General features: G+C 62.6%; 10 protein-coding genes. 3 read left to right on the top strand and 7 right to left on the bottom strand.

Going from position 1 to position 11,774, the window contains the following annotated elements; translation table 11 throughout:
• Positions 1-926 (top strand): class I SAM-dependent methyltransferase (locus JZY06_RS02705; RefSeq protein WP_207118240.1); only part of this gene is annotated, 926 nt, incomplete at its 5' end.
• 59 nt (positions 927-985) lie between these two features.
• On the opposite strand, the gene JZY06_RS02700 is transcribed toward JZY06_RS02705, so the two are convergent.
• Together JZY06_RS02700 and JZY06_RS02695 are read right to left on the bottom strand one after the other, a co-directional pair.
• Positions 986-1,696 (bottom strand): DedA family protein, encoded by a 711-nt coding sequence (locus tag JZY06_RS02700; RefSeq protein ID WP_207118239.1) that lies wholly within the window; start codon positions 1,694-1,696, stop codon positions 986-988.
• Between the two features lie 199 nt (positions 1,697-1,895).
• Complete coding sequence (locus JZY06_RS02695; protein WP_207118238.1) at positions 1,896-4,844, bottom strand: FAD-binding and (Fe-S)-binding domain-containing protein; 2,949 nt, start codon at positions 4,842-4,844, stop codon at positions 1,896-1,898.
• Between the two features lie 352 nt (positions 4,845-5,196).
• On the opposite strand from JZY06_RS02695, the gene JZY06_RS02690 reads away from it, so the two are divergent.
• Positions 5,197-6,069, top strand: a complete 873-nt coding sequence (locus JZY06_RS02690; RefSeq protein ID WP_207118237.1) for an alpha/beta hydrolase — start codon at positions 5,197-5,199, stop codon at positions 6,067-6,069.
• A gap of 976 nt (positions 6,070-7,045) precedes the next feature.
• Here the strand turns inward: JZY06_RS02690 and JZY06_RS02685 are convergent.
• The 3 genes from JZY06_RS02685 to JZY06_RS02675 all read right to left on the bottom strand — a co-directional run bounded on the left by JZY06_RS02685 (position 7,046) and on the right by JZY06_RS02675 (position 8,556).
• Complete coding sequence (locus tag JZY06_RS02685) at positions 7,046-7,240, bottom strand: hypothetical protein (protein ID WP_207118236.1); 195 nt, start codon at positions 7,238-7,240, stop codon at positions 7,046-7,048.
• Positions 7,241-7,287: 47 nt separating this feature from the next.
• Complete coding sequence (locus JZY06_RS02680; protein WP_207118235.1) at positions 7,288-7,986, bottom strand: YceI family protein; 699 nt, start codon at positions 7,984-7,986, stop codon at positions 7,288-7,290.
• A 213-nt stretch (positions 7,987-8,199) separates the two neighbouring features.
• Positions 8,200-8,556, bottom strand: a complete 357-nt coding sequence (locus JZY06_RS02675; protein ID WP_207118234.1) for a hypothetical protein — start codon at positions 8,554-8,556, stop codon at positions 8,200-8,202.
• Between the two features lie 285 nt (positions 8,557-8,841).
• Between JZY06_RS02675 and JZY06_RS02670 the strand changes: the two genes are divergently transcribed.
• Positions 8,842-9,252, top strand: coding sequence for an RNA polymerase-binding protein RbpA (locus tag JZY06_RS02670; RefSeq protein ID WP_207118233.1), 411 nt, complete (start codon positions 8,842-8,844; stop codon positions 9,250-9,252).
• 131 nt (positions 9,253-9,383) lie between these two features.
• On the opposite strand, the gene JZY06_RS02665 is transcribed toward JZY06_RS02670, so the two are convergent.
• Entirely contained in the window at positions 9,384-10,181 is a 798-nt protein-coding gene (locus JZY06_RS02665) for a polyprenol monophosphomannose synthase (RefSeq protein WP_207118232.1), read from the bottom strand.
• Between the two features lie 6 nt (positions 10,182-10,187).
• A complete protein-coding gene (gene lnt / locus JZY06_RS02660; protein WP_330617045.1) occupies positions 10,188-11,759 on the bottom strand; it encodes an apolipoprotein N-acyltransferase in 1,572 nt (523 codons plus the stop codon).
• Between the last annotated feature and the right edge of the window lie 15 nt (positions 11,760-11,774).

Genomic DNA, 11,774 nt, shown 5'->3' with positions numbered 1-11,774 from the left:
TCCCGCCGGCGGCGGCGATGCTCACCGGCGGGGGACTGGGTCCGGTGTGCGGTGTGTTTGCCTCCGGGGTGCCGACCACTGTGCGGGAAACAGTCGCCTCGCATGTCCCCGGCGCCGGTCGGCGCGGCCAACCGGCCAGCCATTTCGTCGACGTCACCCGCCTGTCTGCGCCGCAGGGCGCGGAATTGTCCGACTACCGTGACGCCATTTCCCGGGCGGCCGGAATGCTGTGTGCCGCGGCCGGTGTGGGGCGCGGCACCGATGTGATCGACTGGCCGGCCGCCACACCCGCGGTCGCTGAAGCCGCCGCGGCCACCGGGGCTTCTGTTGATGCGGTCACCGCCGACGGGCAGCAGGCCGAATGGTTGGCCGGGGCTCTTGACGGGGTACCCGGCGCGGGACGTATCCGGGTTGATGAAACCGGTGATGTCCTGCCCCGCAACCGGGGCCGCTACCGGGCGGTGGTCAGTGTCGAAAGACTCGAATTGGTCGGTGGAACCCAGCGGATCTCCTTCGCCCGGGCGATCGACCGGCTGACAGACACCGGAGGCCGGGCCGGCCTGCAGACGGTCGTGGCCACCCGGAAGCTGCCGCCCGCGGCGGTTGACAGCCTGGCTGTGCTGCGCAGCTACATCTGGCCCGGGTTCACACTGGCGGAAATCGACAAGCTGCACGCGCTGTTTGACACCGCCACCGGGCTGTCGTGCACGAAGGTGGTGCATCTGCGGGATCACTACGCCCAGTCGCTGGCTTTCCAGCAGGCCGAATTCACCGCCGGCGGCCGTCAGGCCGCCGCAGGCGGGATCGATGCCGTCATGCGGCGTCTGATCGTCTGGCAGCTGTCGCTGAAACAGGCTCTGGCCAGCCTGGGGTTGATTGAGGCGGTGCAGATGACACTGCAGCGCCGCCGGACCCGCCACAGCTAGGAAGACCTGTGACCGCACCGGGGTGGGGCCGGGCGGACCATCCCATTTTTTGGGCAGGGCTAGACCCGTTCATTGCTGGGCAGCTGCGGCCGGGGGCGCGGATGCGCGGAATGCCGGTCGATGTGGCGGCGCTGGTACCGGCGGGCGGTGCGGGCGGCGCGGTGTTGTTTTTCCAGCAGGTAGCGGTAGGTTACAGCCCCCAGTTTCAGTGACGCCGGCAAAATCACGGTCAACAGCCCGGCGATGATGAACCAGTGGATGAATTCCTGCACCAGCGGTATTTCACCCATCGCGTAGCCGAGCAGGGTCAGCCCCGCACCCCACAGGATTGATCCGAGAACGGAGAAAATGGTGAACACCCGGTGGTTCATGTGGGCTATCCCGGCGGTGACCGGGGTCAGGGTGCGCACCACCCCGATGAAACGGGCCAGAAGCACTGTCACAGGGCCGAACCGGCGGAAAAAGTGGTTGGTTTTCTCCACCGCCTCCGGACCCATCCAGCCGATCGCCCGGGACTGCATGATCCGCCGCCCGACCCGTTTGCCGATGAGATAACCCACCTGGTCGCCCAGGGCCGCCGCCGCGGGGATAAACACCAGCAGCGCCCACAGCGGGGCGAAGGGCTGTGGTGCATGCGCCATGATTCCGGCGGTAAACAGCAGGGTATCGCCGGGGAAGATGAACCCGATGAGGACACCGGTCTCACAGAAAACAATCAGACAGATGCCCAGCAGGCCGAAAGACGACACCAGAGTGTCGACATCGAACATCTCCTGCCTATCCTTTCGTCCCGCGGCACGGGCACCCGGACTGGGCCGGGAAGGCGCCTTGTTGTTGTCATCCGGTATGTTACGCCACAATTCCCGGCCCGGGACCGTTTGGAGCAAAGGTGGTTGATCGTGGTTGCCCGGGGGAGCTTCCCTGCCGCTGTATGCGGCGTTTTTCCCAACGTCGCCCCACCGGCGCGGACTAGTGTGTCAGCACCGGCCGGGAGGCCCGTTCCAGCAGGCAGGCAATCGACTGGTACGGCTTGCCGGCAATCATCTCCAGGCCCATCTCGCAGGTGCGGTTGTCGGAGACGAAGTAGTCGAAACCGTCGTTCAACTGCTCGCGTTCCTCCCGGGTGGCGGATTCCACCAGCCGCGGGTGCAGCATCACCCGGTCACCGGCGCTGCCGCAGCAGTGCGCCCCGTCCGGTACCCGGGCATCACCCACGTGTGCCGCCAGGGCCACCAGCTGGCTGTCAATGCCCAGGTGCATGGTCGAACAGGTGGGGTGGACCGCCACCGTGCCCAGTGTGCGGGTGATGGGAAGATGGTCGATGACCTCGCGGGTGATCCACTCGACCAGGTCGAGGATTTCCACGCGGGCGAATTTTTCCGCCAACTCGGGGTGGGTGGTGGCCAAGGTCTCGGGCACCTGTCCGACAAGGCCGTGGGTGCAGCTGGCGGCGTCGATGATCACCGGAAGACGGCCGTTGTCGGACCAGTCGACCAGGGCTTCGGCCAGCTTCGCCGCCGCGTAGACGAAACCGTCCCGGTATCCCTTCGACGACCAGGGGGTGCCGCAGCACAGCCCGGCGACCGCGTCGGGAATCCACACCGGGGCACCGGAGCGGCGGCCCAGTTCCACCACTGATTCGGTAATCGACAGCTGGTCGGCCGGGGCGCCGTTGGGGTTGCCGAAAATACGGTTGATGCAGGCCGGGAAATAAACGGCTGTGGCATTGTGCCTGCTGGTGTGCGGCAGGGCGGCCGACGCGGCCTGGGGCAGGGGACCGGGCACTGTGGGCAGCACATCGGAGGAGATGAACCCGCGGCCCATATCGGCCGCGGCTTTCAGCAGCCCGAAACCGGCGGCATTACCCACCCGGTTGGCCGCCTTGACACTGGCACGGGCCGCTTTTTCCACAATCGCATAGGAGCGGGCGGTTGTCAGCGCCGCCTGGCTCTGGGCATCGGTGATTTGTTTGCCGCGCAGCTGTTTCATTACTTTGCCGGTGTCGATAGAGACCGGGCAGGCGATCGCACAGGTGGAATCGGCGGCACACATCTGGACAGCATCCCAGTCGTACTGTTCCTGCAGCTTTTCCAGCACGGGGGAACCTTCCGGCTGCCGGGCCATCTCCCGGCGCAGCGCAATGCGGTGCCGCGGGGTGACGGTGACATGGCGGGACGGGCACACCGGCTCGCACATGCCGCATTCGACACAGCCGCTCAGCTCCTCTTCGACCTGCGGGAAGGATTTGAAGTTTTCCAGATGGATGCTCTGCGAGCGGGTCAGCTTGACATCGGGGGCGAGGATCCCCTGCGGGTCGAGCAGCTGTTTGACCTTCCAGAACATCGAGTAGGCCTTGTCGCCCCATTCGTATTTGACGAAGGGCGCCATATTCACGCCGGTGCCGTGCTCGGCTTTCAGCGACCCCTGGTATTTGCCGATCACCAGCTCGGCCATGTCGTCGAGGAATCGCGAGTAGTGTTCCCGCTCCTTGTCGTCGTCAAGAATCGGGGTCATGAAAAAGTGCAGGTTGCCGAAGGGTGCATGCCCCATCACCATCGGCGGATAGTCGTAGGCGACCAGAAGATCGAGCAGCTCCGCGGATGCTTCACCGATCTGGGCCGGCGGGAAACACACATCCTCGGTGATCATGGTCGACCCGGGCCTGCGGTATTCGCCGACCAGGCCGAAAAGTCCGTTGCGGATCTGCCAGGCTCCGCGCATCCTGTCGTCGTCGCTGGTGAAATCCAGCGGCTGCACCAAGTCAGCCCCCTCAAGAACAGCGGTGCAGGCGGCGATTTTTTCCTGCAGCTCGGCGTCATCGGCGCCGCCGACCTCCAGCAGGAGGGCACCGGCCTGGTCGGGCATCTGCTCCCAGGCGGGATCGGCCGACGGGAAGTTTTTCACCGCGGCTTTCATCACCGGAGCCACCAGCAGCTCACAGGCAATAGCGCCGGTCTGCATCAGCGGATGGACATAGTTGGCCGCCTGTTTCAGGTCGGGCAGAATCACCCACGTGGTGGCTTTGACCCGCGGCAGCTCGACGGTGCGCAGCACGACCTCGGTCAGGCAGCCGAAAATACCCTCGGAACCGACCATCAGTTTCATCAGGATCCGTTCCGGGGCGTCTTCGTCGAGGAAAGCATCGATGCGCAGTCCGTTGGTGTTCCTGATGGAAAACTTCCGGCGCAACAAATCAACCAGTTCGTCATCGGCACGGATTTCATCGCGCAGCCGCAGCAGACCGTGGTAGATTTCCGGCTCGTCTTCGGCAAGTTTGTCCCCGCAGTGCGGATCCCGGGTATCGACCAGGGTGCCGCTGGCCAACACCATCACCGCATCCTCGATGGTGTGGTAGCTGTCGCGTTCAATGGTGCAGCGCATTCCGCCGGAGTTGTCGGCCACAATGCCGCCGATGCACGCCACAGAGGTACTCCCCGGATCAGCGCCGATCATGTAGCCGTGGCGGGCCAGCACCGCCTGCGCGTCGCCGAGAACAACACCCGGTCGACTCCAGATGCGCCGCCCGCCGTCAAGAACCTTCATGCCGGTGAAGTGGGTTTTGACATCCACCATCACATCGTCGGTCATGGCCTGGCCGTTCAGCGACGACCCCGCGGCCCGGAACACAATGTGGTGCCCGGTGCGTCCGGCCCACCGCATAAGGGCCGCCACATCAGCGGCATTGCGTGCTTTGGCCACCGCAGCCGGAACCGTCCTGTACGGCGAGGCGTCAGAGGCGTAGCGCACCAAATCCGAAATCCGGTCGGCGACATTACTGCGCCCGACAATCCCCGCCAGCTCCTCTACCAGCGCCTGAGGGGTACCCATTGCCCGGTTGTCGGGGACCCTGTCCGGTTGGGCGAGTGCACCTTCCGGTCTGGTGTAGAGAGAGGGATCGGTTCCAAGCAGCTTTTTCATAGACCGAATGGTAAAACGATCGGGAGGGACTTTGACAGATAACGCACCCCCGTGCTGCACCTAGTGCCCCCGATAAGGGGTTATCGGGCCTGCTTCAGGTGTGTCCGGGCCGGGTGGGTGGTGCCGCCGCGCAGTGCCCCCGATCGACACCATTGTTCAACAGGTGTGCAGGTCAGGGGAGTGCACGGTGTGGGCGACAACCGTCATCCGTGGTGGCTGGGCGCAAACAGCTAGACTCGGCTGGCAGCCTGTGCACCAGCTTCCAGGCTTTCTTTGTCTACCGTTTCGCGTCACTGGCCGCCGGTTGTGCCCGGCATTGGCGGCGCGCCTCGAAAGCAGCCGCAGTTAATTCATGATGAACAGATCTTTCGCCGATAGCCGTATCCAGCAGATACCCACCACGGCCGGACACAGTCTGTCCGCCCGGGTTGCCGGAACGATAGCCGGTGACCCCACCGCAACAGTGATCCTCGATGCGTCCCTGGGGGCCGGGAAATCCATGTGGGAGCCGGTCGCCGACGAACTGCTGGCCCTGGAACCCGGTATCCGTCTGGTGGCCTACGACAGGGCGGGAATGGGGCTGTCCGGGGCGCCGCGGGACAACCGGCACGTGGACGACATGATCAACGATGCGCTGTGTGTCATTGATGCCCAGGCTGTTGATGGTGTGCCGCTGATTCTCGTCGGCCACTTCCTGGGCGGGCTGATCGCCCGTATGGCGGCACTGAAAATGGAGAAAATGCGCCGCCCGCCGGATGGGGTGATTCTCATTGAACCGGGGGATGAGCTGTTCGGGTGGTCGACCGATCCGCGGACGGTGGCCTTGATGCGCAGCACCACCTTTTTGAGCAGAATCTCCGACAAATTCGGCATGTTCGACGTGTTCGCAAGCGCGTCGCTTCCCGAGGATTTGCCGCACCGGAAGCTGATGCGCCTGGATACGACAGGAAAAGCCTACGACGAGGAAGCACGGGCTTTTTTCAGGGAGATGAAAATTCTCTCGGTGCAGTTGCCGCCGATGCCCGAGTCACCGGCGGTGCTGATCGCCAGTTCCAAATCCTACGGGGAATTCGTGCGCGCACGCGGAAATCAGATCACCGTGGTCGATGCCGGCTGCGGCCACATCGTCCCGTTGCGCGCGCCGATCCTGGTGGCCGACTACATCAGTGTCTTCGTCAACAACGCCATCAACGCCCGCGGGAAAAACAACATCGGCCAAAACTAGGACCACGGCAGTGGTTGGCGCCCGTCCCGCACACACCCGGGAACCCGCACACGGCACCACCAACCGTGCGCGCGGGTGGACCCGCCATGGGGAAGAAGTAACCGCCGCGACAGGTGACCGGCCGCATTGCCAAAATGACATAATGTACATTATCGGACAATTACGGAGCCGCCGGATTTATCACCGGGCCACAGTGTCCACCTGTGCGCCGGTGCCGACTGAACCGCATTGCATTAACCGCCAACTGTTTTTCCGGGCGGCGCCTGACATCCGCGGTGTCTTCTGTCGGCTGTGCGGACTATGGGTCGGGTACGCCTTTCGCCCGGGTCGGTTTTTTAGGCTGCGGCGGTGACAGTCAGCCCGGTGTCGCCGGCAACCGTACCGGCACATCTGATTGCGGGGTGCCCGTCCGCGGACGGTTCAATGCCCCGCGGTGGCCGCGACGGGCTGTCAGGTATGTGCCCCGCGGAGTCGAGAGCCATCTAGTGGCATCACAGCCCCTCCCGGCCGTCTGGGGGCCGATTTGGCGTGTGCCACAATGTGGGCCTGTTATGTCACCCGTGACAAAAAATACAGAATTTTCCCATCTTTTACCTCCCGTGCGCGGCATCATGCCGGAGCGTTTTCACCCGGCCCCGGCACGCCGCAGGGCCAATCGGTCTAAGCCGGTGTGCCATCGGCTTGGACGAACTCGGTTGTCGGCGCGGTGCCCGGACCGGGTGACGATTGCTTGACCGGTGGTGTCCCCCGGCCGGTTCCGGCACCCGGTCGGCGGGATCAGGGTTTGCACCGTGTCGGCACGCTGTCTGTGACCGTTGCCGGCGCGGTTGTGCCCTACCCTGTTAAATGGTGCTATTTATCTGGCGGGTCGGGGCACGGGAAAATCGACGCGGAGCCCTTATTTTGCGTGAAATTCCTCCCGGTGCCGGCAGTGTGCTCCGGCGGATGGCACGGGCACGGCACAACTGGGTGGTGTTTACCCCTCCCGTGGGTGGCGCTGCTGCTCATCGACATGTTTGAGGGCACTGCGCAGCTGGAAGAGGGAGACAACCAACAGCACCAGCCCCAGGCCGACGAGCAGCCACATCTGTTTCCAGACGACGAATGCCAGGAACACGACGATGGCGAATGCCCTGAGCTTGATGAAGGGGATCATGCGTTCGGTCATCATGGCAGGGCGGTGTCCTCTTTTATGTCACTCAATCTGGTGTATCGGTGCTACTGGTCGGTTTTCTCGAGGTCAAGACGAATATTCAGCTCGCCTTCCTCGGCGATGACTGCCGCGACGAACTCCGGTGTTTCCACTCCGTAGTCTTTGCGGTTGACGGGAAGATCCGAATACAGCAGGACCCGTTTTCCGGTGCGCAGCACGGTGAAGGTCGGCTGAACCTCCCGGGAGACCCCGTGCAGCGTCAGGGTTCCGGGAATGACGACCTCGCCGGTGGTGCCGTCAGCGGGAATACCGGACAAATCAACCTTTTTGTCGGTGGTGAACGTTGCGGTCGGGTATTTGTCGGTGTGCAGGATCTTCATCTTGACGTTGATGTCGCGCTTTTTGATGTCGGTGCGCAGCGTATCCGTGTCAACCGTCAGGTCGGCGGACTGCAGAGTATTGTCTGCCACCACGACATTGCCGGTGACTGCGTGGGTCGATCCCGAGGTGTCTTTGCGCTGTCCGGGAAGAGCCTCATGGAAGGTGAATCCCACCTGGGTCGCATTGCGGCCTGCACCCGGAACAATCGTCCAGTTGCCGTTGATGTTGGTTGACGCCGGCTGGGCGTCGTCGGCGTCAAGCGCTTCCGTCTTGATACCGGGTGTGGTCACAACCCTGTAGACCGTCGGGCCGACACTGGCCAAAGTAATGACGATGACGGCAATGACGGTGATGATGACAAAGGGCTTGTTGATCGTCCGCATACCCCGTAATGCTAGGGCCTTGTGTGGGGTGTTGACCATTTGGGCTGGTGACAACCGCCCCGCTCGGGTGCGGCCGGATCACGCCCGGAAGGGCTGCAAGGTGGCCTGTCGCCTGCTGCAACCATCACGGCGCCGGGCGCGGCTGCTGCGGCCGACACAGCCTGCGGTGGACGGGATACGGCAGCTGGCGGGGGTGATTGGTGGGTGTGCCGACTAAAGGTTGGTGGCTTTGACCCGCAGGCGTTCTATGGCTTCAGCCAGGGTGACAAGCTCTGTGCACAGCATGGAAATCTCCGACGCCGGGGCGCCTTCCCGGGCGGCGGTTTTAATGTCTTCGGCGGCGCAACGCAACTGGAACAACTGATCCGACAGATTGCTCGCCCGCTCCTGGGTGAGAATGACCGCGTCATCGGGTATCGAGGTCCCCGAGACATTGTTGCGCTGCTCGTAGGCCCGTTGACGGCACGAATGCGAGCAGTATTTGCGGGGACGTCCACGACCGGTTGACTGTATCGGTTTCGAGCACCAGGAACAGGTAGCCCCTGGCTTGGTCGGGTTGCGCGGATTCACAACTCTAAGTCATACCAGAGGGTAAAACTGCAGCGCACATGCCCCAAGACCTCACCCCCACCCGAAAAGGGTGGCAGCGGCAGCAGGTGCCATACCGTTTTGTGGCGGCCGCCGGGAACAAACTTGCTGCGTGGCACGTTGGATAGTCCGGACGGTTGACGGCTGTGTGCCCGCTGCACCGCTGTCCCGGCAATGACCGGGTGGCGGGCGATGGCGTAAGCTGACCTGACAATCCCATCCGCTTTATCCCGCTTGAACCCCCGTTAGGAATGGTTATAAGAAGTTATGGCAGATCGTGTACTCCGCGGCAGCCGCATGGGCGCTGTCTCCTACGAAACCGACCGTGACCATGATCTTGCGCCGCGCAAAATGGTGAAATACCGCACCGACGCCGGTGACATCTTCGAGGTCCCGTTCGCCCACGATGCCGAAATTCCCGGCGAGTGGATGTGCAAGAACGGCCAGATGGGCACGCTGGTTGAAGGTGAAGGCACCGAAGCCAAGCCCGCCAAGCCGCCGCGCACCCACTGGGATATGCTCCGGGAACGCCGCAGTCTCGAAGAACTCGACGAGCTTCTCGAAGAGCGCATTGATTTGCTGCGCAAACGCCGCCGGAATGCCGCCCGCCTGCTCAAACAACAGCAGGAAGAACAGGCGAAAGCCGAAGCGGAGAAAAACTCCAAGAAGAAAAAATAGTCTCTTCTGCCGCGAGCCGTATCGCGGCACGGTAATCCACACGCGCCAAGGCCCTCGGAAAAATCCGAGGGCCTTGGCGCGTATGGCCGCACAGGCACAGCTTCTGTGCGGCATAAAGTGATCCGGCGGGGTTATTTTTTGAACAACTTGTTGCCGACTTCGTGTTTGACCAGTGATGCTGATACCTCGGCGAAATCTTTCAGCTGCCGGGTGCGGTGTTTCAGGCCCCACCTGGTGACTTCTTTCAGCGAGGCGGTCACAAAGCTGGAATCGAGCTTGGATTCGCCGCGCTGCCTTTCAACGAAGGTGATCGGGACTTCACGGACATCGAATTCCCGCTGTACGGCACGCCAGGCCAAATCCACCTGGAAAATGTAACCGGCGTTACTGAGCTCTTCCAGATCGAGTGCCTCGATCACACTGCGGCGGTAGGCACGGTATCCGGCGGTCATATCCGACAGCTGGGCACCCAATGCCGCCGAGATGTAGATGTTGCCCAGACGGGACAGGAAAAAGCGTTTCTTCGGCCAGTTTTTGACCTCACCGCCGGGAATGTAGCGGGAACCGATCACCACATCCGCGCCCTGATCGACCCGATCCAGCAACCGGTGCAGCTCTTCCGGGGCATGCGAGCCGTCCGCATCCATTTCACAGATAACCTGGTAGTCGCGCTGCAAAGCCCAGGCGAACCCTTCACAGTAAGCGGCACACAGTCCGTTTTTGGCGGTGCGGTGAATCACATGCACCTTGTCGTCGTCGGCTGCCAATTCGTCGGCGGCCTGACCGGTGCCGTCGGGGCTGTTGTCGTCGACGACGACAACATCAACCTCCGGTTCGGCCTGGCGCAGGCGTCCGACAATGTCGACCAGATTCTCCCGCTCGTTGTAGGTGGGGATGATCACCAGTGTGGAATCACTCGGTTTACTCAAGGGAAGTCAGTCCTTCTTTCTGTTTCGACCGCGTGACGGCGGCTTCGGTCTCGTGGCGAAAGCAACTGCCGCGGCAATACCACCCATCATAGCTATCAGGGCTTCAATCGCATTTCCGAAGCGGGCGGCGGTTGTCAACCGTGTCGACAGCGCAATGTCCCGGGTCAACGTGGCCGGCGTGAAAATTTTCGACGAGTCAAGCACCTTACCGTTGTTGTCCACGATCGCCGAAACACCGCTGGTGGCGGCGACCACGACATAACGGTCGAGTTCGATTCCCCGCATGCGGCTCATGGCCAGCTGCTGCCAGGTCATGTCCGAGAACCCGAATGTTGCGTTGTTGGTGGGAACAGCCAGGAACTCGGCACCGTGTTTGACCGCATCGCGGCCGGCTTTGTCGAAGACGACTTCATAGCAGGTGGCTACTCCGACGGTGACCATGTTTCCGGTCAATGCCGCGCGCATGTGCACGATGCCGTCGCCCTGGCCGGGCTTGAAATCGTTGGCCAAATCGACATAGGGGCTGACGTGGCGGAGCAGATCCCGGTAGGGCATCCACTCGCCGAAAGGCTGCAGATACTTCTTGTTGTGGATATCCCCCGGCCCGGTGGCCGGATCGATCACTACCATTGTGTTGCGTGATCCCACATGGTCTTTCGTCAGCGTTCCCACCAGAATCGGGGCGTTGACCGATCTCACCGCCGAGGTGATCGCCTGCATGGCCGAGTCGTCGGCGAAGGGGTTGACATCCGAGGAATTCTCCGGCCAGATGACCATGTCAACCGGCCGGTTGTGACCATTGATCGTCTGGTTGACGTGGTTGTTGAGCACAGCTTTGCGCTGGGCGGCGAAATCAAGCCCCAGCCGCGGAACATTGCCCTGTACCGCTGCGACAGTCACCCTCGGTGAGGAATCGTTGATCGACGGTGGATTGACCCCCACATTGATAATCAGCAGGACCAGCGGCACAAACAGGGCCGTCACATTGACGACAATCCCCTTGACCGAGTGGGTCAGCAGCATGGATGCCGCACAGGCCCCCAGCAACACCACGGCAAAGCTGACCAGTGCGGGTCCTCCCAGAGTGGCGATCTGTTTCAAGGGGCTGTCGACCTGCCCCCAGGCCAGACGCCCCCAGGCGAAACCGCCGAAGGGCCAGGTGGAACGCAGCCACTCGACAGCGGCCCACAAAAAAGCGAATCCGATGGCCCCCGGAACCTGCCGCCGGGCGAGAGCCGCCCCGAAAAAACCGACAATAAGCGCATACAACGATTCGGTGACCGACAACGCCACATAGGGCAGTGTGCCGACCAGTTCCCCGATCCACGGAAGCAGCAGCAGGTACATGACCATTGACTGCACGAAAGCGAGCAACGCCCCGGTGACAAGCCACGGCAGCGACGGTTTGTTTCTTCCCCAGGGGCTTAAAGCCACCCACAGTAAAGCGGCTCCCGCAATGGACAAAGGCCAAAGCCCGGACGGCTGGAAAGACCCGTAGCACAACAGGCCGGAAAACGCGGCGAGAATGAGCCGCAGAACAAACAAACCTGTTGTTTTCACCGCGTGTGGTTGACTCACGTGTGCGTCACTGTC

Origin of the sequence: Corynebacterium mendelii (assembly GCF_017307055.1) — a bacterium.
GTDB lineage: Bacteria > Actinomycetota > Actinomycetes > Mycobacteriales > Mycobacteriaceae > Corynebacterium > Corynebacterium mendelii.
This window is presented reverse-complemented; position numbering and strand designations above follow the sequence as displayed.

Excerpts from the sequence above, each read along its gene's own strand:
- JZY06_RS02700 (WP_207118239.1), bottom strand. The coding sequence starts at position 1,696 with ATGTTCGATGTCGACACTCTGGTGTCGTCTTTCGGCCTGCTGGGCATC.
- JZY06_RS02695 (WP_207118238.1), bottom strand. The coding sequence starts at position 4,844 with ATGAAAAAGCTGCTTGGAACCGATCCCTCTCTCTACACCAGACCGGAA.
- JZY06_RS02690 (WP_207118237.1), top strand. The coding sequence starts at position 5,197 with ATGATGAACAGATCTTTCGCCGATAGCCGTATCCAGCAGATACCCACC.
- JZY06_RS02685 (WP_207118236.1), bottom strand. The coding sequence starts at position 7,240 with ATGATGACCGAACGCATGATCCCCTTCATCAAGCTCAGGGCATTCGCC.
- JZY06_RS02680 (WP_207118235.1), bottom strand. The coding sequence starts at position 7,986 with ATGCGGACGATCAACAAGCCCTTTGTCATCATCACCGTCATTGCCGTC.
- JZY06_RS02670 (WP_207118233.1), top strand. The coding sequence starts at position 8,842 with ATGGCAGATCGTGTACTCCGCGGCAGCCGCATGGGCGCTGTCTCCTAC.